Source organism: Streptosporangium sp. NPDC002524 (assembly GCF_040295985.1).
Classification (GTDB): Bacteria; Actinomycetota; Actinomycetes; order Streptosporangiales; family Streptosporangiaceae; genus Streptosporangium.
This window is the reverse complement of record NZ_JBEOWK010000016.1, coordinates 242,213-267,409: the sequence shown is the minus strand read 5'-3', so window position 1 is coordinate 267,409 and position 25,197 is coordinate 242,213. Positions and strand designations below refer to the sequence as shown.

The following is a 25,197-nucleotide window of genomic DNA, read 5'->3' as shown; positions in this document are numbered from 1 at the left end:
GTCTCGTCACGCGGAGCCGGCGACGGAGACGAACCCGGAACCGGGCCGGTAGTCGGGAGACTGGTGCCGGAAGTAGGTGTTGTAGACCCGGCAGTAGTGACCCCCGCGAGCCAGCAGCGTGGTGTGGTCGCCCTCCTCGACGATCCGGCCGTGGTCCAGCACGATGATGCGGTCGACGTGCTCGATCGTGGACAGCCGGTGCGCGATGACGATGGAGGTACGGTCGGCCAGCACCCGGTCCAGGCCCTCCTGGATCTGGGCCTCGGTCAGCGGGTCGACGCTGGCGGTGGCCTCGTCCAGCACCACGATCGACGGATCCTGGATGAGCAGGCGAGCCAGCGCGACGAGCTGGCGCTGGCCCATGGACAGGGCGCGGCCGTGCTCGCCGACGTCGGTCCGCAGGCCGTCGGGCAGGGCGTCGATCCAGTCGCCCCCGCCGACCGCCGTGGCCGCGGCGAGCACCTCCTCGTCGCCCGCCTCCGGCCTCGGGTAGCGGATGTTGTCGGCGACGGTGCCGCTGAACAGGAACGGGACCTGCGGCACCGCGCCGATCTGCCGGCGGTATCCGGCCAGGTCCAGCGTGCGGACGTCACGATCGTCGATCAGCAGCCGGCCGTCCTGGAACTCGTAGAACCGGGTGATCAGCTTGCTGAGCGTCGACTTGCCCGCGCCGGTGTGGCCGACCAGCGCGACGCTCTCGCCCGCCTCGATGGTGAGGTCGAAGCCCCGCAGCACGGGGCTCCCGGCCTCGTAGCCGAACGTGAGGTCGCGGAACTCGATGCGGCCCGCCAGCCTGCCGACCGGCTGGGGATCGGTCTGCACGACCCGGGGAGGCGCGTCGATCAGGGCGAAGACCCGCTCCGACGCGGACAGGCCCTGCTGGAACTGGGACCAGAACGCGGCGATGGAGGTGAGCGGGAGCCAGAAGAGCGCGACGCTCTGGAGGAAGAGGAACCAGTCGCCGCCGGACAGGCCGCCGCCGAGCACGGCGGTGCCGCCCAGCTGGACGAGCGTGACCGTGGCCAGCCCGGCGACGAGGAAGAGCACGGGGAAGATGCCGGAGAAGACGAACCCCTGCCTGAGCGTCACCTGGTAGCTCTGCCGGTTGATGGGGCGGAACTCGTCGTAGATTCGCTGCTCCTGGCGGAAGTTCTTGGCGACGGTGATCCCGCCCATGGTCTCCTGCAACGTGGCGTTCACCCGGCTCAGCGAGCGCTGCGCCCTGCGGGTGCTGCTCCGGGCGATCCGCCGGAACAGCAGGGCGACGCCCATCACGATCGGCGCCACGAGCAGGGTGAGCAGGGCGAGCTCGACGCTGCGCAGGAAGAGCATGATCGTGACGAAGCCGATCATCAGCACCTGGCTGATCAGGTCCATCGTCAGGGTGGAGACGGTGGCGAAGTCGTCGGTGTCGGAGGTGACCCGGCTGACGATCTTCCCGGACGGGTTCTCGTCGTAGAACGACAGGTCACGCTCCAGCACGGCGTCGAACGCGTCCTGGCGGAGATGCAGGACGACGTCGCCGGTGACCTTCGCGCTGTACCACTGGCGGACGAAGTTGAACAGCCAGCCGAGCACTCCGGCGACCAGCAGACCGGCGGTGAGCTGCCAGCCCACGTCGGCGATCGTGCCGTCCTCGATCCCGTCCACACCCCAGCTGACCAGCAACGGCATGGCCGCCTGGCTCAGCGAGAACAGCACGATCATGACCGCGACCAGGACCATCGATCCCAGCTTCGGCCGGAAGTAGGACAGGATCCGGAGGAGGAGGGCACGATCGCCGTAGGTGCGGTCGTAGTCCTCGGCGTCGAGGCCGTCCATGATGAAGCCCATCAGCCCTGCGCTCCCTGCTCGCCCGCGAGGACCACGGCCGGATCGGTGGTGTCGCCGGACACGGCGCCGTCGGCCGCGTCTGCCGTGCCGGACGTGCCGGACGTGTCGATCTCGTCGTGATGGGAGAAGATCCGCCGGTAGAGGCGGCTCCGGGTGAGCAGCTCGTCGTGCGTGCCGTAGTCGACCAGCTCGCCCCTGCGGAGCAGCAGGACCTTGTCCGCCCAGCGGATCTGGGAGAGCCGGTGGGTGATGAGGAGGGTGGTGCGCCCGTCGAGAACGCGGCCGATGGCCTGCTGGATCCTGTCTTCGGTGGCGGAGTCGATCGCGCTCGTCGAGTCGTCGAGCACGAGGATCGCCGGATCCGTCAGCAGGGCCCGCGCGATGGCCAGGCGCTGGCGCTGGCCGCCGGAGAGGGTGACGCCGCGCTCACCGATGACCGTGTCGTAGCCGTCGTCGAGCTCGCCGATGAAGTCGGCCGCCTGGGCCTCCTCGGCGGCCCGGACGACGGCGTCCCGCTCCGCCCGCTGGCCCAGCCCGAAGGCGATGTTCTCGGCCACCGAACGGGAGAACAGCACGATGTCCTGCTCGATGGTGGAGATCTGGGAGCGCAGCGAGTCGAGGTCCCACTCGCGGACGTCCACGCCGTCGACCAGGATCCGGCCCGCGGTGACGTCGTAGATCCGGGGGACCAGCTTCGCCAGGGTGCTCTTGCCCGAGCCGGTCTCGCCGACGATCGCCACGGTCTCGCCGGGTCGCACGGTGAACGTCACCCCGCGCAGCGCCGGGTCGTCCTCCCCGTAGCCGAACGTCACGTCCTCGAAGACGATCTCCCCGCTGATCGGCGCGGTGTGGCCGTCGGCGCGCTGCCCGAGCTCGGTCTCGGTGTTCATGATGCTCAGGATCCGGCGGGAGGACACGATGCCGATCTGGACCAGCGAGAAGGTGAAGATCGAGATGGTGGTCGGGAAGCCCAGCATGCTCACCAGGCCCATGAAGGCGACCAGCTCGCCGACCGTGAGGTCGCCCGCGGCGTGCAGGTGGAGGCCGTGCCAGAGCGAGCCGGCCATCGCGAAGGCGAAGAGCAGGGTCGGCAGGTAGCGGGCCTGGACCAGGCCGTTGCGGGCGAAGGAGTCGCGGTAGTGCCGCGCCAGGGTCCTGAACCGCCGCCGCTCCTGGTCCTCCTGCGCGGTCACCTTGATGACCTCGATGCCGCGGACGGCCTCGTTCAGCCCGGCGTTGAGATCGCCGAACTGCTCCCGCATGCGGGTCGCCACGGGGTTGAGCCGTCCCATGTAGTGCCGGAGCGCGAAGACGAAGGCGACCATGAAGAGGCCGGGCACCAGCAGCAGCCGCGGATCGATCGCGACGATGAAGACCAGGGGCACGACGCCGGTCAGGCCGGAGTCGACGATCAGGTCGACCCCGGGGCTGATCATGATGGAGAGCTGCCGGATGTCGTTGGCCGCCCGCGCCATCAGGTCGCCGACCCGCTGCCTGTTGTGGAAGGTCTGGCTCTTGCCGAGCAGGCTGACGTAGAGCTCGTCCCTGGCGTCCCGCTCCAGCCGCTTGGCCAGCACCTCGCTGGCCAGCCGCGCGAGGACGTCGGCGGTGCCGCGGACCAGCACGATCGCGAGCAGCCCCAGCGAGATCGCGCCCAGTGCCCGCGCCCCGCCGCCCCCCTCGCCCAGCACGGCGTCGAAGGCCGCGCCGGTGAGCCCGGGGACCGTGGCGTTGAGCACGACCGCGATCAGCGACGCGCCGAGGAACCCGATCAGATGGAGCGGGTGGCGGCGGACATGCGACCAGAGCCAGCGCACCGGACCCCGCCTGTCGTACGGGCGGCCGGATACGGAGAACTCCGAACTGCTGGTGATCACGAGCTCGCCCCCGAGCGGATCGATGATGGGATCGAACTTGCTTTCTACCACCGGGCACCGACCGTTTCCCATCGCATTTTCCGGCCCCCGCCCGGCCCCCACCCCGCCCGGCCCCACCCGGCCCCACCGCCTGCCTCACCGCCTGCCTCACCCCACCCGGATCTCGCCCTGCACCGGGAGGCGAGGGAGACCCGTAGGGCCGTGGGGAGAGAAGCGTGCGTGACATGCGCCGTTCCCGATATCGGGATGCCTGATCAGGAAACCGGCATGCACCCCGCGCGGGGAACTCTGGAGGGAAATCGTCGCGGGGCACGTCGAGGTCGGCCGGCCCACTTACAAGCCATAGCCCCCACAAGCCATAGCCCCCACAAGCCATAGCCCTCACAAGCCATAGCCCTCACAAGCCATGGCCCCCACGAACTCCGGCGCTTCGGTCCCCGGTCCCCGGTTCCCGGAGTCGGATGTCTCCGGATCATGAGCCGGAGCGCCCGTGACCGGCGATCGGTGCGAGGAGCCGGGCTGTTCCCGCAGAGCACCATCGCGCCGACCCATCTGGAGGGGGCGGCTGAGAACCGGGTGACGGAGAAACCTCGTTGGTCGCGGCAAGGGCCGACGTGGCGCCTCCCGGCGGGCTCCGGTGTACCGGATCACCGCCGGGAGGCGCGGGGAGGCGCTGGGAGGCGCCGGGTCAGTCCGTCACCTGGAGGTCACTGCCAGGTGTCCAGGCGGCAGCCGTCGGTGGTCTTGCCGTTGTTGCAGTGGTTGAGCTGGAGAGAGTCGAGCTGGTAGACGAAGGTCTGGCCGGCGGGGCTGACCACCGAGATCTGGACGCTGGCCGCTCCGGTCGGGGCGGTCGCCCTGTGCCGATACTCCGTCCAGGTGCTGGTCAGCGCGATGGTCGGACCGTCACTGGCGGAAATCAGGGTATTGGACGAGTTGTACCACGACAGGCGCAGCTTCACGTTGCCGGAGGTGGCGGTGGTCATCTTGGCGAAGAACTTGTAGGGCTGGCCGGCGGTCACCGCGGGTTTACGGGTGACCGATACGACGCCGGCGGCGTGCGACTGCACGTTCATGGTGAGCGACCGGCGGCCGTCGTAGTGCTTGGCCGAGATCTGTGCCGTCGGGCCGGGCGGGGTCACCTGGATCCAGCCGCCGCCCGAGACGCTGAACCCGGTCGGGGTGGCGTACGGCGCGTCGGCCTCGACGGTGCGTTCCTGCGCGGTCAGCAGGTCGTTGCTGTAGCCGGTGTCGCAGCAGGTGGGGGTGGTGAAGTAGGGCCAGGCCGCGACGTTCACCTTGCGGGTGTCACTGGCCTCGTTGCCGGTGTAGAAGGTCGCCGTGGTCTCGCTCGGGTCGTAGTAGTTGTTGAAGTCATGGTCCAGCTGCCAGTCGTAGGTCGGGTTGGACATGACGTCGGGATAGCTGAGGTGGTCGACGGCCTCGGTGACCTTGGGATGGTCCACGTAGAAACTGTCCGCGCCGAGGTGGATCAGTTCGTGCAGCTGGGTGGCGCTGGACCATTCGTCGGCGGTCGCCGCGCACGTCGTCGTGCACCAGGCGGTCGCGGTCCCGTTGAAGTCCTCGAACACCACGTACTTGCGGTTGGCGTTGTCGTATCCCGCCGTGCCGAGATCATCGGTGATCTTGTCCACCGTGGTCTCGCCGCCGATCACGCCGGCCTCGATCTTCTCCGGTATCACCAGCGCGCGGGCGTAACCGGCGTAGGTGCTGGTGTCGTAGCCGGTGCGGCAGCTCAGCTTCAGGTGCTGGTCGTAGTTGGTGGACTCGTCCAGCTCCAGGTCCATCCGGTCGACCAGCTTGGCGATCTGCTCGACGTGGGTCTCGTAGTTGTTCCCGCCGCCGTCGTGCCAGGCGTAGATCACCTGGATGGCCGGGGTGCTCCCGCTCGCGTTCTTGGGGTCGGACAGCGTCGTGGTGCAGCCACGCTTGGGCACGGCGGCGTCCACCGGCAGTGCGTACGGACCGGTGGGTTCGTTGATGTACGGCGGCGCGAATGCGGCCACCGGACTCGCCATCGTAAGAACGACGAGTCCCCCCGCGGCGATCGCCGACATGATGCGACGCAGTTTCAGTGACAAAGGTGTTCCTCCCGTTGAGAACCCATGATCGGGAGAGTAATCAGCGCCGCTGACGAAATAAATACCTCATTTCAAACATTTTCGGACTGATAAATAAACATATAGTTTTGTCGTGATATTGGGTGCGCCGTAACTAAAAGTACAATGCCAATAATGGCTTCAGTTGACCATCTTTTTCTGATAAAAACCCCAATAAGATATCTTGCGCAGATTTAATTACTTGTGTCCCTGAAAAGGATGGTTTGTGCATTTTGCGCCATATGACGGAGTCGACGAGCCGACAGGAGTCCCGTGGCGAACAGTGAAAATCCAATGAATACGGCCCTGAGCTGCGGTTACCGAGGGTTTTGAAGACGGGTGCCAATCTCCTCGGCCACCCCCGATGACCCCCTGGAGATTCCGCAGGCGGGTTGGCGGGCCGGCTCGGCGTCATCCGTCTCGGCCGTTTCCACTGGCCAAGCGGTCATCTCAGTCCTCGTGGCTCCATGCCCGCCGTCTCTCGGAGAGGCGGAATGGGCTCTCGCCGGGGGAGACGGGACGCTCGTCCGCGAACGCGGCGGGGGCCCACGCGGGATCCCGTACGGCTTGGCGGCGACGTGTCTGGGGAAGGGTTCACCGGCTCACGAGCACCGGGGCCGTCTGCTCGCCGTGGGCATGACGACCGGATCGCCGGGCCGTACCGGCCGGAATCGGGATGCCCGATCCGGAAACCGGCGTGTACCCTGCGCGGGGAACTCTGGAGGGAAATCGTCGTGGGGCACGTTGAGGTTGGCCATCTGACATACGTCCTGCCGGATGGGCGGCCGTTGCTGGACGACGTGTCCTTCCGGGTCGGCGAGGGGGTCAAGGCGGCACTCGTCGGGCCCAACGGGGCGGGCAAGACGACCCTGATGCGGCTGATCGCGGGCGACCTGCAGCCGGTCGACGGGAGCGTCGCCAGCTCCGGCGGCCTGGGCATCATGCGGCAGTTCATCGGCAGCATCCGCGACGGCAGGACCGTGCACGACCTGCTGGTCAGCGTCGCCCCGGTGCGCGTACGGGAGGCGGCCGCGCGGCTCGACGCCGCCGAGCTCGTGATGATGGAGCGCGAGGACGAGAAGGCGCAGATGCGCTACGCGCAGGCCATCACCGACTACACCGACGCGGGCGGCTACGACATCGAGGTGCTCTGGGACACCTGCGCCATGGCCGCCCTCGGCATGCCGTACGACGACTGCAAGTACCGCGAGGTCAACACGCTGTCGGGCGGCGAGCAGAAGCGGCTGGTGCTGGAGGCGCTGCTGCGGGGGCCCGACCAGACGCTGCTGCTCGACGAGCCGGACAACTACCTGGACGTGCCGGGCAAGCTCTGGCTGGAGCGGGCGCTGCGCGAGACGGCCAAGACGGTGCTGCTGGTCAGCCACGACAGGGAGCTCCTGGCCAACGCGGCCGACCGGATCATCACCGTCGAGTCGGGCAACATCTGGGTCCACGGCGGGGGCTTCCGCTCGTACGCGCAGGCGCGCAGGGAGCGCAACGAGCGCCTCGACGAGCTGAAGAAGCGCTGGGACGAGGAGCACGCCAAGATCAAGCGTCTGGTCCTCATGCTGAAGCAGAAGGCCAAGTACATGGACACCATGGCCGCCGCCTACCACTCGGCCCAGACCCGGCTGCGCAGGTTCGAGGAGGCCGGGCCGCCGGAGGCGGCGCCCAAGGAGCAGTTCATCAGCATGCGGCTCAAGGGCGGCCGGACCGCCAAGCGGGCGGTGATCTGCGAGAAGCTGGAGCTCACCGGCCTGATGAAGCCGTTCGACCTGGAGATCTGGTACGGCGAGCGGGTCGCGGTGCTGGGTTCCAACGGCTCGGGCAAGTCACACTTCCTGCGCCTGATCGCCGGGGAGGAGGTCCGGCACACCGGCGTGGCCAGGCTCGGCGCCCGGGTCGTCCCCGGCCACTTCGCCCAGACGCACGCCCGCCCCGAGCTCATCGGCCGGACGCCGTGCGAGATCGTGATGACCGAGCACGCCCGGCTCAAGAACGAGGCGATGAAGGTGCTGTCCCGCTACGAGCTGGCCGGGACCATCGCCGAGCAGCGCTTCGAGACGCTGTCCGGCGGCCAGCAGGCCCGGCTGCAGATCCTGCTGCTCGAACTGTCGGGCACCACCCTGCTGCTGCTGGACGAGCCGACCGACAACCTCGACCTGGCCAGCGCCGAGGCTCTCCAGGAGGGGCTGGACGCCTTCGACGGGACCGTGGTCGCCGTCACCCACGACCGCTGGTTCGCCGATGACTTCGACCGGTATCTGGTCTTCGGCGCGGATGGGAAGGTCTACGAATCATCCGAACCGGTGTGGGACGAGGCCAGGGTTGTCCGGCAGAGGTAAAGACTCCGGCCGTTTCCGGCGTGTCCAGGTGGGCGGGAGGCCGTCACCGGTTATCACGGCTAGGTGACGCACAGCACCCGAATCGTCGGCGCCCTCGCCCTCCTCCTGCTCGTCGGATGCGCCGGATGCACCGACGACGACGAGGAGACGAAGCAGGCCGCCGCGCTCCAGCCGATCGCGGTCAGGGAGCAGGCCTCGTCCATCATCAAGGGCGATGATGGATACGTGGTGAACTGGGCCGGAGTGCTCGCCAACACCAATCCCTGGCACTTCGGCGAGCACGTCGTGGCCACCGTGGTGGCCAAGAACTCCGAGGGCAAGGAGGTCGTCCGGCTGGAACAGCCGCTGGACGCCGTGCCCCCCGCGGGGACCCTCCCCTTCACCGGCCAGGTGGTGACCCAGGACAAGCCCGCCGCCGTGAGCATCGCGTACCGCCCGGCGCGCTGGCACCAGGCGGGCCGGATCGTCTCGGCCTTCCAGCCCTTCCCGGTCCGCGAGGTGCTCACCGACCGCACGGCCGACGGCGACTATCTCGTCACCGGCTACGTCGGCACCCCGTACGTGATACCGGCCCGCAGCCTGGCCGTCACCGCGCTCCTGCGCGACAAGCGGGGCAAGCTGCTCGGCGGCGGGAGCACGTTCGTGGACAACGTCCAGGCGGGCCAGAAGCGGCGGTTCATCCTGCAGATCAAGAGCGTCGAGAACACCGGCGACATCGCCTCCGCCGAGGTGAGCGCGCGCACCTGGGGGTCGAGCAGCCGTCCCTTCGAGCAGCTCGCCCTCGGCGGTTCGCTGCCCCTGAACACGGTCAAGCCGAAGATGCCGCCGTTCGCCAAGGACCGAGGCAGGCAGGCACCCCTCGCGGGCGCCGTCAGCCCGTGATCGTCAGCCCGTGGTGATTCACCTGTACTTGTTCGCCCGTGACTGTCCGCCCGTGACCGTCTCCGCCGGTTCGTGATCGTCCGGCCGTGGCCGTTCGTCCACGGCCGGGACTCCTTCCCTGATGTACCGATAGAGACGATTAATTCAGTTAAATAGCTATTCATCAATATTTATGATTGCTATTAACGGCACGCTTTCACTCGATTCATTGACACGGCTAAGACAATCGGAGTCACCGCCCTCGAATCGCTGGAATTTCCGGTTACCCAGCGTTTACCTTCGATTGCATGACTGACAGTGTCCTGGTCGCGGCGTTGTGCGCGAGGAGTCCCGGAGCCCTCGCCGATCTCTACGACTCGTACGCGGAAAGCGTCTATCGATACTGCCGTTCAATGCTCGCCACCTCCGACGCCGCGGAGTCGGCGCTCCTCGGCACCTTCATCGCCGCCGAGGCCCATGTTCACGCGCTCGCCGACTCCCGTCGGCTGGAGGCGTGGCTGTACGCACTCGCTCGGGGGGAGTGCGTACGGCGTCATCTCGCCGAGGGGCCGGAGCCGGTGGTCCCCGCCCCGCCGGTTCCCGTCCCGGTGGTCACCGCCGGAGGCGACGCGGACCTGCGGGTGATGGCGTGGAACGCGACCCGGAGCCTGTCGCCCGACGACCGTGAGGTCCTCGACCTGAGCTGCCGCCACGGCTTCGGGCCCATCGACCTCGCCGCGGTCCTGGGCGTCACCCCCAAGGTCGCCGGAGCGCTGTACGAGTCGGCGAGGGAGCGCCTGCGCGACGTCGTCACCGCGGAGGTCCTCGTCCGCAAGGGGCCGTACGACTGCGCGAGCCGGGCCCGCATGCTCACCGGCTTCAACGGTGAGCTCACGCCGGAGGCGCGCGAGCGGGTCATCCGCCACGTGAACCGCTGCGACACCTGCGCCCCGCACCGGGTCAGGCAGGTCTCCGCGGCCAAGGTCTTCGACCTGCTCCCCCTGGTCGCCCTCCCGCCCACGCTGCGCGCGTGGGTGATGAGCTACTTCACCGACCCCGAGCGGGTCCCCTACCGGCGGGACGTCGCCCACCTGGCCGGTCCCCTCGACGGTGCCGGGTTCCCCGCCGGCGGGGATCGCGGACGTCGCCGGCCCTACGCGGCGGCCGGTGTGGCGGCCGCGGTCGCCGCGGCGGCGGCACTGGCGATGTTCCTCGCCCAGACCGTGGCCGACCCGGGGGGCGCGGGCTCCGGGGTCGCCTCGGGGACGTTCCCGGTGGTGGCGGAGCCTCCGGACGCCCGGACACCGGCGGAGTCCCGGCGGGGAGGCACGTCCGCGCCGCTGGAGCCCGTCGGGGAGGGGGTGGCCGTCGAGCGGATCGGTTCGCTCGGGATGACGGAGCCGGTCAGCGCGACCGGGCCCGCCTTCGGGGACGACCGGCCGGGCCCGACCGGCCCTCCGGCAGAGGATTCGCCCCGGCGGCCGGGTGACGGCCCGTCCGGCGACGGACCGGCCGATCCCGCCCGTGAGGGACCTCCGGGTGAGGGACCTTCGGGTGAAGGACCTTCGGATGAGGGGCCCGCCGACCGGCCGGCCGCCCCGGCGGAGAACCCGGCCCGGCCGTCCCTGCCCGTGTCACCCGTGTCACCCGTGCCGCCGGGATCTCCCGGGGTCGGCGCGCCGGACAGGCATCACCCGTCCCGGGACCACCACGGACACTCCTCCCGCCGCTGCGGGATCACCCACCGACCGGCGGATCCGGCGCCCCCGCGGGCGAACCCGGGCTCTCCGCAGGCGGATCCGGCGCCTCCGCGGGCGAATCCGAGGCCCCCGGGAGGGGAGCACGGGCCTCCGCGCGCGGCGCCTCGGCCGCCGCGGGCCGACGCGGAGCCTCCGCGGGCGCACCCCAGGCCCCCTCGCGCGAATTCCGGGACCTCGCAGGCGACTCCCCGGCCGCCGTACGCCGATCCGCGGCGCCCGCGGACGAACCCCGGTCGCCCCGGGTCCGGTCCGCGGCAGGTCCCCGGCGATTCCCGGCCGGCCCCCGCCGGTCCGGGACGGACCCCGGACGGCACGGGTCACGGGACGAGCCCGGACGGCCATGGCCCGGACCGGATCCCGAACCGCTCGGGCTCCGGGCGGACCCCCGACGGTTCAGGTCCCGGGCGAACCTCTGACGGCTCCGCGTCCGAGCGGACCCCTAGCAGCTCTGAGTCCGGGCGGACCTCGGACGGAGTGAGCCGGGGGCGGGCCTCGGACGGAGTGAGCCGGGGGCGGGCCTCGGACGGTGCCGGTCAGGGGCGGTCGGCGGGCGATCCAGGTCAGGAGCGGTCCTCGGCGGGGCAATAGCGATCCTCGGCGGATCGGGGGCGCTCTTCGGCCGGTCAGTGGTCCTCGCTGTTAGGGGTGGTCCTCGGCCGGTCAAGTGTGGCCCTCACGGTCAGGAGTGGGTCAGGTGTGGCCCTCACGGTCAGGAGTGGGTCAGGTGTGGTCCTCGCGGTCAGGGGTGGTTCTCGGCGAATCGGGGCACTTGTCGGCCGGTCAGGAGCGGTCCTTCGGAGGTTCCCCGCCGGCTTCCACCGGTACGAATCCCGCCATACCGCCCTCGCGGCCGGGGGTTCCCGCCCCCCGGGTCGGCTGCCACGCCGGCCTGACCGATCTGACCGATCGACTGATCTGACCGGCTTGATCGGCTTGACCGGTCCGCCGCCTCCCTTCTTCGACCTTCGCTTCCCTTTTCCCGGCTTCCCCGGCACCGCTTTTCCCCGGCACTGCCCTTCCTCGACTCCTCGCCTTTCTCGTCCTCCGGCCTCTGTTCTCGGCCCGCCCTGGATCTGCGCCGGGCGGGCCGTACGGACGTCCGGGGAGAAAACCGTCGCGTACCCGGCGCGCACCCGTCGTACGAGAGATCAGGTGTGAGATACGGGAGTCAGGGGCCCTGCCGACGGGGGTATTGTGGCGGGCGGTGAACACGGGGCGTGAGTGACATGTGTGCGGAGAGTGACGAGCGGGAATGCTGAGGTAGGCCGCCGCCTGGCACGCGGCGACGCGCCGCGTCGTTCGGTGAGACCGCGACACGTGGTGAGACCGCGATACGCGGTATCCAAGGTGACTCCGGGGGGAGACGCATGCATTCAGTCAGACGGCGCCGTCATGCCGCCGCGGTGGCGGGCCTCGCCTGTTGCCTGATCGCCGGGCCGGGGCTCCCCGCCGGCGCTGTTCCCGGCCGGCCGGGACCGGCCGACGACGCCGCGCCGGGCGGCGTGTCGGGGCCGTCGGCCGACGAGGTCGCCGACGCGCGGGCGCTGGCCCGCGAGCGTGGTGAGAGGCTCGGCTCGACCACGGTCCTGGTCGCCGAGGCGCAGGCCAGGCTGGAGGAGCTGGTCGGCCAGGCGGAGCGGCTCGTCGAGTCGTACAACGGGGAGCTGGTCAAGACGGCTCGCGCGAAGAAGCTCGCCGAGGAGGCGGCCGGGCGGGCCAGGACGGCGGGCTCCGAGGTCGGGGAGGCGCGGGAGGCGGTGGCCGCGATCACCGTCCAGAACTACGGCGGGCTGGACATCGCCCAGCCCATGATGGCCATGATGACCGACAGCGGCGGCCCCACGGACGACGGCTACCTGCGCAGGGCGAGCATCCTGGCCCACATGGGCGGGGGGCAGGCGGAGACGCTCAAGCAGCTGCGGGAGGCCCAGGAGGTCTTCGCCATCCTCCAGGCGCAGGCGGACGACGCCTACGCCCTGCAGCGGGAGGCGCAGGCGAGGGCCGAGGAGGCGAAGGCCGCGGCCGAGGAGGCCGTCGCCAGGCAGGTCGACGAGACCCGGCGGATCGAGGAGGAGCAGGCGCGGCTGGAGAAGCTGGCCGAAGAGGCGCGCGACACCGCCGACCTGCTCGCCAGGAGGCGCGAGGCGGCCCTGGAGCAGGCCAGGATCGCCAGGGAGCAGGCCGAGCGCGCCCGATACCAGGAGGCCGCGATGCGCCGCGAGGCGGCACGGATGGCGGTGGCCTCGGGGGAGTCCGCGTCGCGCTGGGCGCGCACCGTGGCGGCCGGTTCCGCCAGGGGCGACATCGCCGCCGACTGGGCGCTCACCCAGCTCGACAAGCCGTACGTGTGGGCGGCCGCCGGGCCGACCTCCTACGACTGCTCGGGGCTGACCATGCGAGCTTGGGAACGGGTCGGGGTCCTCATGGACCACTGGACCGGCACGCAGTGGACCGCGGGCCCGCACGTGCGGCTCAGCGAGCTCCAGCGGGGCGACCTGCTCTTCTACGGGCAGATCACCCAGAACCCCGGCGACATCCACCACGTGGGGATCTACATCGGCCGGGGGCTGATGGTGCACGCCCCGCAGACGGGAGACGTGGTCAGGGTCGCGCCGATGTGGCGCAGCGACCTCATCGGCGCGACCCGTCCCGCGTGATGACCGGCCGGAGAACGACCGGCCGGACGACCTGCTGGAGAACGATCGTCCGGCGGGCGACCCTTCGGCGAATGACCGGTCGAGCGACCTATCGGAAGACGACCGTCCAACGGACGATCGGCCAGACAGGCCGAAAAAGGACGACCTATCGAAAAGGCGGCCGACCGACGGACGAACCGCCTAAGGACGACCGGCCCGAACAACCAACCGAAAAACGACCGATCGAAAGACGACCGGCCCAAAGACGACCGCCTCAACGACAACCGACCGAAAGACGACCGGCCCAAAGGCGACCGGCCGAAGAACGACCGTTCAAGAAGATGGCCGGCCAAGGGGTGGCCGGCCAAAGGCAGGGTGACGACCCTGTCGCGAATCAGTGCTTTCCGTGGACCTCGTCCTTGGCGCGCTTGATGGAGCGGACGATCTCCTCTTCGGCCTCCACCCTGCCGACCCAGTTGGCGCCCTCGACCGACTTGCCGGGCTCCAGGTCCTTGTAGACCTCGAAGAAGTGCTGGATCTCCAGGCGATCGAACTCGGGCACGTGGTGGATGTCGCGGATGTGCTCCATCCGGGGGTCGGTGGCGGGGACGCACAGGACCTTGTCGTCGCCGCCCTTCTCGTCGGTCATGCGGAACATGCCGACCGCCCGGCACTTGATCAGACAGCCGGGGAAGGTCGGCTCCTGGAGCAGCACCAGGGCGTCGAGTGGATCACCGTCCTCGCCGAGCGTGTCTTCGATGAAGCCGTAGTCGGCGGGGTACTGCGTGGAGGTGAAGAGCATGCGGTCGAGCCTGATGCGGCCTGACTCGTGGTCCACCTCGTACTTGTTCCGTTGCCCCTTGGGAATCTCAACGAGAACGTCGAACTCCACCGCGGTTCCTCCACTCAGGCCCCCGGGCACCCCCGGTTGGGCGTTAATGTCTCGTAGGCGATTTATGCCTTTTGGATACCGATGATGAGAGGACGGCGACGAAATGCGGCGTGAGCGGTGGGTGGCCTTGGTCACTCTCGTCCTGCTGCAGATTTTCGTCGTCGCGGCCGGGGCACACCTGCTCACCAGCGATGTGCTGGTCGAGGGTGAGCCCGAGACGATCGTCGCGTCGGCCGAGCCGCCCCCCGTCCCGGTCATCACCGCGGGTCCGGTGCTGGCCGCGGGGGGGAACGGCCCTCTCCCCGCCAAGGGTACTTTGGCGGAGCGGCTGACCGAGGCGTTGGGTGACCCCGCCCTGGGGAGAAGGGTCGGCGCCGCGGTGATCGACGCGGAGACGGGCGCCCTGCTGTTCGGCAGCGGCGCGGCCACGGGCGTCACCCCCGCCTCCACCACCAAGGTCGTCACCGCGGTCGCCTCGATGGCCTCGCTGGGACCCGACACCAGGCTGAGCACCCGCGTGGTGCGGGGGTCCTCGCCCGATTCGATCGTCCTCGTCGGCGGCGGCGACCCCACCCTGGCGAGTCCCAGGACGGCGGGGAGCCCGGTCTATCCCCGGCCCGCCTCGCTCGCCACCCTCGCCTCACGCACCGCGAAGGCGCTCAAGGGGGCCGGGGTGGCCAAGGTGACGGTGGCCTACGACGACTCCCTCTACACCGGGCCGCGCACCGCCGCGACCTGGAAGCCCGGTTACGTCCCCGAGGGCAGCGTCGCCCCGGTCACGGCGCTCATGATCGACGAGGGCAGGGCCTCGCGGGGAAGCGACCAGCGGGTCTCCAACCCCTCCCGCACGGCGCACGCCGCGTTCGTGTCGCTGCTGTCGAAATACGGGATCACGGTCTCCAAGTCCGCCAGGCGGTCCAGGGCCCCGGCCGGCGCGCAGGAACTCGCCCGGGTCGACTCCGCGCCGGTCTACGCCCTGGTCGAGCGGGCCCTCACGCTCAGCGACAACGACCTGTCGGAGGCGCTGGCCAGGCACGTGGCGATCAAGGAGGGGGAGCCGGCCTCCTTCGACGGCGGCGCCGCGGCCGTCGGCAAGGTGCTGACCAGGCTCGGCGCGGCGAAGGGTGTGCGGGTGTTCGACGGCAGCGGGCTGTCGCCGAAGAACCGCATCGCCCCCGAGGCGCTCGCCCGCCTGGTCTCGACGGCGGCCTCCCCGGCCAATCCCGGCCTGCACCCGATCATCAGCGGCATGCCGGTCGCCGGATTCAGCGGCACCCTCGGGCACAGGTTCGACAAGCTCCGCTCCGCGTACGGGCTGATCCGCGCCAAGACGGGCACCCTGGACGGGGTCAACACCCTGGCGGGCATGACCACCACGCGGGGCGGACGGCTGGTGACCTTCGCCTTCATGGCGGACGAGGTCCCGCCGGGCTGGGGCAAGGCGGAGGCGGCCCTCGACAGGCTCGCCGCCGCGGTCGCCGCGAGTTGATCACAGGTTCCGGGTGCGCGAGTCGATGGGAGAGCACGTACGGTGGACGGTATGCAGGTGATCGACTGGGATCTTGCCGTAGCGACCGGAACGCGCCTGGTGCGCCCCGGGCCGCAAGTCAGCCGAGAGGAGGCCCGGCAGGCCGTCGCCGATTTACGGCGGCTCTCGCGCGAGGCCGAGGGCCACGTCCGCGAGTTCACCCGAATCGACACCGAGACCGCGCCACAGGCCGCGACCATCGTCGACAGGCCCGGCTGGATCAAGGCCAACATCGAGGGCTTCCGGGTGGTGCTGGAGCCGCTCACCGAGCGGATGTCCGCCCGGGGGAACCAGACGCCGGCGATCGTGAGCGCGGTGGGCTCGCGCGTCACCGGGGTCGAGGTGGGCGCGGTGCTGGCCTTCCTCGCCTCCCGCGTCCTGGGGCAGTACGAGCTGTTCCTGCCGCCCGACCCGACCGGTCAGGCGCCCACGGGCCGCCTCACCCTGGTCGCGCCCAACATCGTCCACGCCGAGCAGGAACTCAACGTCAACCCGCGTGACTTCCGCCTCTGGGTCTGCCTGCACGAGGAGACCCACCGGGTGCAGTTCACCGGCGTCCCCTGGCTGCGCGAGTACGTCAGGACGCAGACGACCGACTTCCTGCTCGCCTCCGACATCGACCTGCCCGCGCTGCTGGAGCGGCTCCGCTCGGCCGCCGACACGTTCGCCGACGTCGTCAGGGGCGGGGAGGGCAACCTGATCGACGCGATCCAGACGCCCGAGCAGAAGGTGATCCTCGACCGGCTCACCGCGGTGATGACCCTGGTCGAGGGACACGGCGACTACGTCATGGACGCGGTCGGCCCCTCGGTGGTCCCCTCCGTCGCCGACATCCGCGCCAAGTTCCACCACCGCCGCGAGGGCGGTTCCCGTCTCGACCGCACGATCCGCAGGCTGCTCGGCCTCGACCTCAAGATGAGGCAGTACGCCGAGGGCTCGGCCTTCGTCCGCACGGTCGTGGGGCAGGTGGGCATCGACGGCTTCAACAAGGTCTGGACCTCGCCGGAGACGCTCCCCACCCAGGTGGAGATCGCCAAGCCGGAGCGCTGGATCGCCAGGGTGATCGGCACCCCGGCCATTCCCGAGGCCAGCGGCACCGTCGGCTGACCGGTTCGGCCGGGCGCCCCGACACGTCGGACCGCCCGGCCGCGCAGGCCGTGCCCCTCGCACCGCCCCGGTCGCCCTCTCTCAACCGCGCTGATTTCGCCCATCGCACCGTCCCGGTCGACCTCCCTCGACCGTGCCGACTTCGCCCATCACACCGTCCTGGTCGCACTCGCCGACACTCGCTGACTTCACCGCTCGCACCGTCCCGGTCGACCTCACCGGCCCCGCCCACCCCCGCCGACTTCACCGGCCACGAGCGGGGGGTCGTGTCGTCGTCCTCTCCGAGGCCGGACAATGGCGGGCATGGGTCCGCATCCCGCCGTCGCCGACGTCCGGCGCGCCGTACGGCTCGCGCTGGGTGACCTGGAGCCGGGCGCGCTCGTGCTCGCCGCGTGCAGCGGCGGCGCCGACTCCCTGGCCCTCGCCGCCGCGCTGGGTTTCACGGCGCCCCGCGCCGGGCTCCGGTCCGGTCTGCTCAGCGTCGACCACGGCCTGCAGGAGGGGTCGGGCGACCGCGCGGGCGACGTCGTGCGGCTCGCGCCCGCCCTCGGGCTCGACCTCGCCGAGGCGCTGCCTGTCTCCGTCGGCACCTCGGGCGGGCCTGAGGCGGCGGCGCGGCAGGCCAGGTACGCGGCCCTGTCCGGGGCGGCGGAGCGTCTCGGGGCGGCGGCCGTGCTGCTCGGGCACACCAGGGACGACCAGGCGGAGACCGTGCTGCTCGGGCTGGCCAGGGGGAGCGGCACCCGGTCGCTGGCCGGGATGCCCGCGCGGGCCGGGGTCTACCGGCGGCCGCTGCTGGAGCTCGGCCGCGCGACGACCGTGGCGGCCTGCGCGGCGCTCGGCCTCACCCCGTGGGACGACCCGCACAACCTCGACCCCCGGTACACCCGGGTCCGGGTCCGCGAGCGGCTGCTGCCCGCCCTGGAGGACGAGCTCGGTCCCGGCGTCGCCGAGGCGCTCGCCAGGACCGCGTCCCTGTGCCGCGACGACGCCGACGCGCTGGACGCCTGGGCCGGGGAGGTCTACGCCCGCGTCGCCGTACGGGATTGCGCTCTTAGCGATATCAGCACGGTGACGGTGGCCGTACGGGACCTGGAGGGACTTCCGGCCGCCGTGCGGCGGAGGGTGTTGCGGAGGGCGGCGATCGACGCGGGGTCGCCGCCGGGCACGCTCGCGGCATCGCACGTCCTGCAGGTCGACCGTCTGGTCACCGCGTGGCGGGGGCAGCGGCGCGTAGAGGTGCCCGGGGGGGTGGGCGCGGTTCGCCGGTATGACACCCTGATACTCGCCAGACAGCCAGCCAGCCCCGTTTCGTAAGGAAAATCCCAAGGTGGACGCAGCCGATATGGGCAGGGACCTCTCGAAGGTCCTCATTCCCGAGGAAGAGCTCCAAGCCAAGATCAAGGAGCTCGCGAGCCGGATCGACGAGGACTACGCGGGTGAGGACCTGCTGATCGTGGGCGTGCTCAAGGGCGCGGTCATGGTGATGGCGGACCTGGCGAGGGCCCTGCACCTGCCCGTTCAGATGGACTGGATGGCCGTCTCCTCCTACGGGGCGGGCACCAGGTCGTCGGGCGTCGTGCGCGTGCTCAAGGACCTCGACACCGACATCGCCGGACGCCACGTGCTCGTCGTCGAGGACATCATCGACTCCGGCCTGACCCTGTCGTGGCTGGTCCACAACCTGAAGTCGCGCAACCCCGCCTCGGTGGAGATCTGCGCCGCGCTGCGCAAGCCGGACGCGATCAAGGTGCCGATCGACGTGAAGTACGTCGGTTTCGACATCCCCAACGAGTTCGTGATCGGTTACGGCCTCGACTACGCCGAGCGCTACCGCAATCTCCCCTTCATCGGGACTCTCGCTCCCCACGTATACGGAGCGGGCTGAAAAGTACGCCCTGCGCGAAGTAAGTCATTCACAAACGCGACATTGCCCATAGCGGCGGGGAACACGGACCTACCTGACGTACGTTGGTAGGGCAAAGCCGGTCTGTCCGCGCGGTGACCCCGTGCGCCACGCCGGTGTACCTTCGGACAACCGAAGAGGTGGCCTCCCGCCGTCTCTGGGTAGTCAGTTGGAGCGGTTAGGGATACCGCGAACCCCGGGTTCGCCCGGGGTTGCCAGGCTCTGGTCAGGAAGGGACGGGCCCGCCGGGGTTCCGCATCGGATGGATCTCAAGCGATTTACACGTGGGCCACTGCTGTGGATCCTGGGCATCGTCGTTCTGCTTCTTCTCGTCACCACGATGTGGGGCGGTGAGGGCAACTTCGAGAGACGAGACACCTCACAGATCATCAGCTGGATCGACGAGGGCAAGGTCTCCAACGCCAAGATCATCGACAAGGACCAGCGCATCGAGGTCACTCTGACCGACAAGAAGCGCTACTACTCCTCGTGGGTGACGGGTCAGGGCGTGCAGCTCGCCGACCGGCTCCAGACCGCCAAGGCGGCCAACAAGCTGCCCGGCGGCTACAACGTCGACGTGCCCAAGGAGAACTTCCTTCTCGGGCTCCTGGTGAGCTTCCTGCCGATCGTCCTCATCGTGCTGTTCTTCCTGTTCATCATGAACCAGATGCAGGGCGGCGGCTCCCGGGTGATGAACTTCGGGAAGTCGAAGGCGAAACTCATCACCAAGGACACCCCGAAGACCACCTTCGCCGACGTCGCGGGTGCCGACGAGGCCATCGAGGAGCTCCAGGAGATCAAGGAGTTCCTGCAGGCCCCGGCGAAGTTCCAGGCGATCGGCGCCAAGATCCCCAAGGGCGTCCTGCTCTACGGCCCGCCCGGAACCGGCAAGACCCTGCTCGCCAGGGCCGTCGCCGGTGAGGCCGGGGTGCCGTTCTACTCGATCTCCGGTTCCGACTTCGTGGAGATGTTCGTCGGTGTCGGCGCCTCCCGGGTCCGCGACCTGTTCGAGCAGGCCAAGGCGAACGCTCCGGCGATCATCTTCATCGACGAGATCGACGCGGTGGGCCGCCACCGCGGCGCCGGTCTCGGCGGCGGGCACGACGAGCGCGAGCAGACGCTGAACCAGCTCCTCGTCGAGATGGACGGCTTCGACGTCAAGGGCGGCGTGATCCTGATCGCCGCGACCAACCGGCCCGACATCCTCGACCCCGCGCTGCTGCGCCCCGGTCGTTTCGACCGCCAGGTCACCGTCGACCGCCCCGACCTGGAGGGCCGCAAGGGCATCCTCAAGGTGCACGGCCGCGGCAAGCCCTTCGCCGAGGGCGTCGACCTCGACATCATCGCCCGCCGGACGCCCGGTTTCACCGGTGCCGACCTGGCCAACGTGATCAACGAGGCCGCGCTGCTCACCGCGCGGGCCGATCAGAAGCTGATCACGATGGAGCTCCTGGAGGAGTCCATCGACCGCGTGATGGCCGGTCCCGAGCGCAAGTCCCGCGTCATGTCGGACCAGGAAAAGAAGATCATCGCGTACCACGAGGGCGGGCACGCCCTGGTCGCGCACGCGCTGCCCAACTCCGACCCAGTCCACAAGATCACGATCCTGTCCCGCGGACGCGCCCTGGGTTACACGATGACGCTGCCGATGGAGGACAAGTTCCTCGCGACCCGCTCGGAGATGCTGGACCAGCTCGCGATGCTCCTCGGCGGCCGTACGGCGGAGGAGCTCGTCTTCCACGAGCCCACCACCGGCGCCTCCAACGACATCGAGAAGGCCACCTCCATCGCCCGCCGCATGGTCACCGAGTACGGCATGAGCGAGCAGCTCGGCGCCCGTAAGTTCGGCAGCGGCAACGGCGAGGTCTTCCTCGGCCGCGAGATGGGTCACGAGCGCGACTACTCCGAGAAGATCGCCTCCACGATCGACGAGGAGGTCCGCCGCCTCATCGAGTCCGGCCACGACCAGGCCTGGGAGATCCTCGTCGAGTACCGCGACGTGCTCGACAACCTGGTGCTGGAGCTGATGGAGAAGGAGACCCTCTCCCGCGACCAGGTGCTGCAGATCTTCGCCCCGGTCGTCGTCAAGGAGAAGAGGCCCTCCTACTCCGGATACGGCAAGCGGCTGCCCTCCAACCGCCCGCCGATCCTGTCCCGCAAGGAGCAGTCCGGCAACGGCGCGCTCCCCACGGGCGAGGCCGGTGGCAACGGCGCCCTTCCGGCGGGGACGGGTCACCCCGATGCCGCGCCCAAGGACGTGAACTGAGCGTGGGGGGTGTCAAGCCGCTCCAGGTCGACGCGGCCCGGCTGGAAGGTGCCGTCAGGGAGATCCTCATCGCCATCGGTGAGGATCCCGACCGCGACGGCCTCCGCGACACCCCCGCCCGCGTCGCCCGCGCCTACGCGGAGCAGTTCGCCGGGCTGGGGCAGACCCCCGAGGACGTCCTGACCACGGTCTTCGACGTCGATCACGACGAGATGGTGCTCGTCCGCGACATCGAGGTCTACTCGACCTGCGAGCACCACCTCGTGCCGTTCCACGGCGTCGCCCACGTCGGCTACATCCCCAACGCGAAGGGGCAGGTCACCGGCCTGTCCAAGCTCGCCCGCCTCGTCGACGTGTACGCCAGGCGCCCCCAGGTCCAGGAGAGGATGACCTCCCAGATCGCCGACGCGCTCATGAGCGTGCTGGAGCCGCGGGGGGTCATCGTCGTGATCGAGTGCGAGCACCTCTGCATGACCATGCGGGGGGTCCGCAAGCCGGGCGCCAAGACGATCACCTCGGCCGTGCGCGGCGACTTCCGCAACAGCGACAAGACCCGCGCCGAGGCGATGGCCCTCATCCTCCACTGAATCCGCTGAATCCGCTGAATCGTCCTCTTTTCACGTGCTTTCGGGAGCTCGTACGGACACGACCCCGCTCAGACCGCCGATCGGCGGTCCGGGCGGGGTTTCCGCTTCCGGGGGTCCCGCGGGGCCACCGGGCCCCGGGTGGAGGACGCGGAGGACGTGGAGGAGGGCGTGTGCCGTCCGGACGCCCCGGGCGGGACGCCGTCCGAGGGCCGTCCGCTCCGCGACGGGTGTGCGGATTCGTTATGGCACAAGCCGGACCCACGAGACGGGCGTACAGTGCGCAACGCCTAGGCTTGTCGCCATGACTACGTGGAGTGTGCCCGGGTTGCCGGACGCGGGCCGGTGCCTCGTGATGGGCGTGGTCAACGTGACTCCCGACTCCTTCTCCGACGGCGGCAGGTGGTTCGACCCGGCGGTGGCCGTGCGCCACGGCCTGGAGCTCGTCGAGCAGGGAGCCGACATCGTCGACGTGGGCGGCGAGTCCACCAGGCCCGGCGCCGCGCGGGTGCCCCTGGAGGAGGAGCTCGCCAGGGTCGAGCCGGTCATCCGGGAGCTGAGCCGCGAGGGCGTCGCCGTCAGCGTCGACACCATGCGGGCCGAGGTCGCCCAGATGGCCGTGGAGGCCGGGGCGAAGCTGGTCAACGACGTCAGCGGAGGGCTGGCCGACCCGGCGATGCCGAGGGTCGTGGCCGCCTCGGGCGTGCCGTACGTCGTGATGCACTGGCGGGGGCACAGCCACGCCATGGAGCGCAGGGCCGTGTACGGCGATGTGGTGACCGAGGTGCGCGAGGAGCTCGCCAAGCGGATCGCCTCCGTGCTGGCCGAGGGGGTGGCGGAGGAGCAGATCGTGCTCGACCCGGGGCTGGGCTTTTCCAAGAACCCCGAACACAACTGGGCGCTGATCGCGGGTCTCGACAGGCTCGGGGAGCTGGGCTACCCGCTGCTCGTCGGGGCCTCGCGGAAACGTTTCCTGGGTCGCCTCCTGGCCGACCCGGAGGGCGTGCCGCGCCCTTTCAGTCGTAGTGACGATGCCACGCTCGCCGTGACCGCGCTCGCCGCGCAGGCGGGGGCCTGGTGTGTGCGCGTGCACGACGTCCGTCCGAACGCGGACGCCGTCCGTGTGGCTGCCGCAGTTCAGGGAGCGAGATCATGAGCGTCGACACCACCGCCGTCGAGACGGTCAACCAGGCGTTCTACACCGCCATCGAGGACGCCGACCTCGACCGGATGACCGAGATCTGGGCCGAGGACATCGAGGGCGAGCAGGTGAGCTGCGTCCATCCCGGCTGGCCGATCGTGAACGGCCGGCAGGAGGTGCTGCGCTCGTGGGCGCTCATCATGGCCAACACGCCCTACATCCAGTTCGTGCTGACCGACGTCCGCGTCATGGTCCTGGGCGACGTCGCCATCCTCACCTGTGAGGAGAACATCCTCACGGCGGGCGACGAAGGTGATTCCAGCTTCGCGGCGGGCAAGGTGGTCGCGAGCAACACCTTCGTGCGGACGTCGGCGGGGTGGCGGCTCTGGCTGCACCACGGCTCACCCGTGCTGCAGGGAGACGACGAGGACGAGGAAGAGGAAGCCGCGTGAGCGAGCGCACCGGTGAACGGTCCGGCGGGGGTGGCGGTCACCCGGTGGCCGGGGGGCGGCCCGCCGGCGACGGCGATTTCGTGGTGGACGAGTTCGTGGTGGACGAGCGGCTCGGCGGGCCCGGCGACCCCACGAGGGAAGCGAGACCGGCCGGTGGCGGTTCCGGAGCCGGTGAGGCACCCGGGGCGGACGACGGCTTCGGGGCCGGTGACGCCGTGCCCCGGACCGGTGGCGCACCCGGGGCCGGTGACGTGTCGGGGACCGGTGACGTGTCCGGGGGGCGCGACGGGACGCCTCTGCGGATCGACGACGGCGTCAGCGACCTGATCGGGGATCCGGCCGACGAGCCGGTCGGCGGCCCGGCCGGTGGCCTGCTGCCGGGTCCGCTGGAGAACCTGGCCCTGGGCCTGTCCGGGGGGCCGGCGTACGGCCTGCCGGGGGGTGGGCCGGGCAGGACGGCCACCGACCGGATCAGCCTGAGGGGGCTGCGGGTGCACGGGCGGCACGGCGTGCTGGAGGCGGAGCGGGAGCTCGGCCAGGAGTTCGTCGTCGACGTCACCCTGTTCCTCGACACGGCTCCGGCGGCGGCCGGTGACGACCTCACCAGGACCGTCCACTACGGCGAGCTCGCCGAGGACCTGGCGGGGGTCGTGGGCGGCGAGCCGGTCGAGCTGATCGAGACCCTCGCCCAGCGGCTGGCCGACGTCTGCCTGGCCCGCGAGCTCGTCCAGGTGGCGGAGGTGAGCGTGCACAAGCCCGCCGCGCCGATCCCGCTGCCGTTCGACGACGTGATCGTGACGATCACCCGGGGCCGGGCATGAGGGTGGTCCTGGCGCTCGGCAGCAATCTGGGCGACCGGTTCGGCACCCTTCAGGGCGCGCTCGACGCCCTCTTCGAGACGCCGGAGCTCACGTTCGTCGCGGTGTCGCCGGTCTACGAGACCGACCCGGTCGGCGGCCCCGAGCAGGGCGCCTATCTCAACGCGGTGGTGATCGCCGAGAGCGCGCTGGAACCTCGGGAGCTCCTCGATCGTGCTCAAGGTGTGGAGAACGCCTTCGGCAGGGTCCGGGTGGAGCGCTGGGGAGCGCGCACCCTGGACGTCGACCTGATCACCGTGGGGGACGCCGTGATGGACGACCCCGACCTCACCCTGCCGCACCCCAGGGCGCACGAACGCGCGTTCGTGCTGGTCCCCTGGGTGCGGGCCGACCCCGGTGCCGTCCTCTCCGGGCGCCGGGCGGCCGACCTGCTGGCCGGTCTCGATCAGGGCTACGTACGGCCGCGCCCCGACCTGACCCTCCAGAGGCCCGCGTGAAGCCAACCCGTCCCGGCGTTCTCGTCGGGATCTTCCTCGTGTTCGCGATCCTCACCTGGGGGCTGCTGAAGCCGCTCTACTCGGACCTGCCGACCGTGCCGTGGACGGCGATCCCGACGGTGCTGCTGCTGGCGATCGGCGAGTTCTACAGCGGGTGGATGACGAAGGCCAGGATCGAGCGCAAGCCCGACACCAAGCCCGTCGAGCCCCTGGCCGTGGCCCGCCTGGCCGCCCTGGCGAAGGCGTCGGCGTACGGAGGGGCGATCTTCGGCGGGATCTTCGCCGGGTTCACCCTCTACACGGTGGAGCTGCTGGAGCAGGAGGTCCCGCGCCGTGACTTCTTCATCACCGGCGGGTCGCTGCTGGTGTGCGTGCTGCTGATCTGCTCGGCCCTGTACCTGGAGCACTGCTGCAAGGTTCCCAAGGACTCCGCGGACGACGACCGCTGAGGTGCTCCCCCGGCGGCGCTGGGGTTCCGCGCCCGGTGGTGTGAAGGTTCCGCGTCCGGAGGTGTGAAGGTTCCGCGCCCGGTGGTGTGAAGGTTCCGCGTCCGGAGGCGTAGAGGTTCCGCGTC

Annotated in this window: 19 protein-coding genes; 15 read left to right on the top strand and 4 right to left on the bottom strand. The window is 70.2% G+C overall.

All coding sequences use genetic code 11. The annotated features are described in order from the left end of the window. Positions 1-6: 6 nt before the first annotated feature. The 3 genes from ABT053_RS27375 to ABT053_RS27365 form a co-directional block, all read right to left on the bottom strand. The gene (locus tag ABT053_RS27375) at positions 7-1,833 is read right to left on the bottom strand and encodes an ABC transporter ATP-binding protein (RefSeq protein ID WP_350972558.1); all 1,827 of its coding nucleotides are present in this window, start codon (positions 1,831-1,833) and stop codon (positions 7-9) included. Then, positions 1,833-3,761, bottom strand: a complete 1,929-nt coding sequence (locus tag ABT053_RS27370; RefSeq protein WP_350972556.1) for an ABC transporter ATP-binding protein — start codon at positions 3,759-3,761, stop codon at positions 1,833-1,835. The genes ABT053_RS27375 and ABT053_RS27370 overlap by 1 nt, the downstream gene beginning before the upstream one ends. Positions 3,762-4,417: 656 nt before the next feature. Then, on the bottom strand, positions 4,418-5,737 hold the full coding sequence (locus ABT053_RS27365; protein ID WP_350972554.1) for a hypothetical protein: 1,320 nt from the start codon (positions 5,735-5,737) through the stop codon (positions 4,418-4,420). An 827-nt stretch (positions 5,738-6,564) separates the two neighbouring features. Between ABT053_RS27365 and ABT053_RS27360 the strand changes: the two genes are divergently transcribed. The 4 genes from ABT053_RS27360 (at position 6,565) to ABT053_RS27345 (ending at position 13,453) form a co-directional block, all read left to right on the top strand. Continuing rightward, entirely contained in the window at positions 6,565-8,175 is a 1,611-nt protein-coding gene (locus ABT053_RS27360) for an ABC-F family ATP-binding cassette domain-containing protein (protein WP_350972553.1), read from the top strand. 63 nt (positions 8,176-8,238) lie between these two features. Continuing rightward, a complete protein-coding gene (locus tag ABT053_RS27355) occupies positions 8,239-9,057 on the top strand; it encodes a hypothetical protein (protein ID WP_350972552.1) in 819 nt (272 codons plus the stop codon). Between the two features lie 287 nt (positions 9,058-9,344). Next, positions 9,345-11,384 (top strand): hypothetical protein, encoded by a 2,040-nt coding sequence (locus ABT053_RS27350; RefSeq protein WP_350972551.1) that lies wholly within the window; start codon positions 9,345-9,347, stop codon positions 11,382-11,384. Positions 11,385-12,163: 779 nt separating this feature from the next. Then, complete coding sequence (locus tag ABT053_RS27345) at positions 12,164-13,453, top strand: C40 family peptidase (protein WP_350972549.1); 1,290 nt, start codon at positions 12,164-12,166, stop codon at positions 13,451-13,453. A gap of 373 nt (positions 13,454-13,826) precedes the next feature. Here the strand turns inward: ABT053_RS27345 and ABT053_RS27340 are convergent, their stop codons facing one another. Next, positions 13,827-14,324 (bottom strand): inorganic diphosphatase, encoded by a 498-nt coding sequence (locus ABT053_RS27340; protein ID WP_329087576.1) that lies wholly within the window; start codon positions 14,322-14,324, stop codon positions 13,827-13,829. Positions 14,325-14,445: 121 nt separating this feature from the next. On the opposite strand from ABT053_RS27340, the gene dacB reads away from it, so the two are divergent. The 11 genes from dacB to ABT053_RS27285 all read left to right on the top strand — a co-directional run bounded on the left by dacB (position 14,446) and on the right by ABT053_RS27285 (position 25,072). Continuing rightward, on the top strand, positions 14,446-15,813 hold the full coding sequence (dacB, locus tag ABT053_RS27335; RefSeq protein ID WP_350972547.1) for a D-alanyl-D-alanine carboxypeptidase/D-alanyl-D-alanine endopeptidase: 1,368 nt from the start codon (positions 14,446-14,448) through the stop codon (positions 15,811-15,813). Positions 15,814-15,864: 51 nt separating this feature from the next. After that, positions 15,865-16,959 carry an Rv3626c family coenzyme F420 biosynthesis-associated protein gene (locus ABT053_RS27330; protein WP_350972544.1) on the top strand — a complete coding sequence of 365 codons (1,095 nt, stop codon included), beginning with the start codon at positions 15,865-15,867 and terminating at the stop codon, positions 16,957-16,959. Positions 16,960-17,262: 303 nt separating this feature from the next. Beyond that, the gene (gene tilS / locus ABT053_RS27325; protein WP_350972542.1) at positions 17,263-18,276 is read left to right on the top strand and encodes a tRNA lysidine(34) synthetase TilS; all 1,014 of its coding nucleotides are present in this window, start codon (positions 17,263-17,265) and stop codon (positions 18,274-18,276) included. Positions 18,277-18,289: 13 nt separating this feature from the next. After that, complete coding sequence (gene hpt / locus ABT053_RS27320; protein ID WP_350972541.1) at positions 18,290-18,847, top strand: hypoxanthine phosphoribosyltransferase; 558 nt, start codon at positions 18,290-18,292, stop codon at positions 18,845-18,847. A 280-nt stretch (positions 18,848-19,127) separates the two neighbouring features. Next, positions 19,128-21,131, top strand: coding sequence for an ATP-dependent zinc metalloprotease FtsH (ftsH, locus tag ABT053_RS27315; RefSeq protein ID WP_350972540.1), 2,004 nt, complete (start codon positions 19,128-19,130; stop codon positions 21,129-21,131). Positions 21,132-21,133: 2 nt separating this feature from the next. Continuing rightward, a complete protein-coding gene (gene folE, locus ABT053_RS27310; protein ID WP_350972539.1) occupies positions 21,134-21,718 on the top strand; it encodes a GTP cyclohydrolase I FolE in 585 nt (194 codons plus the stop codon). 301 nt (positions 21,719-22,019) lie between these two features. Next, on the top strand, positions 22,020-22,871 hold the full coding sequence (folP, locus tag ABT053_RS27305; RefSeq protein ID WP_350972538.1) for a dihydropteroate synthase: 852 nt from the start codon (positions 22,020-22,022) through the stop codon (positions 22,869-22,871). After that, positions 22,868-23,308, top strand: coding sequence for a nuclear transport factor 2 family protein (locus ABT053_RS27300; RefSeq protein WP_350972537.1), 441 nt, complete (start codon positions 22,868-22,870; stop codon positions 23,306-23,308). Before folP ends, ABT053_RS27300 begins: the two co-directional genes overlap by 4 nt. A gap of 431 nt (positions 23,309-23,739) precedes the next feature. Further along, positions 23,740-24,129: a dihydroneopterin aldolase gene (gene folB, locus ABT053_RS27295; protein WP_350972577.1), complete on the top strand. Its 390-nt coding sequence runs from the start codon at positions 23,740-23,742 to the stop codon at positions 24,127-24,129. After that, positions 24,126-24,623, top strand: a complete 498-nt coding sequence (gene folK, locus ABT053_RS27290; protein ID WP_350972536.1) for a 2-amino-4-hydroxy-6-hydroxymethyldihydropteridine diphosphokinase — start codon at positions 24,126-24,128, stop codon at positions 24,621-24,623. The genes folB and folK overlap by 4 nt, the downstream gene beginning before the upstream one ends. Continuing rightward, the gene (locus tag ABT053_RS27285; RefSeq protein ID WP_350972534.1) at positions 24,620-25,072 is read left to right on the top strand and encodes a DUF3180 domain-containing protein; all 453 of its coding nucleotides are present in this window, start codon (positions 24,620-24,622) and stop codon (positions 25,070-25,072) included. Before folK ends, ABT053_RS27285 begins: the two co-directional genes overlap by 4 nt. The last annotated feature ends 125 nt before the right edge of the window (positions 25,073-25,197 follow it).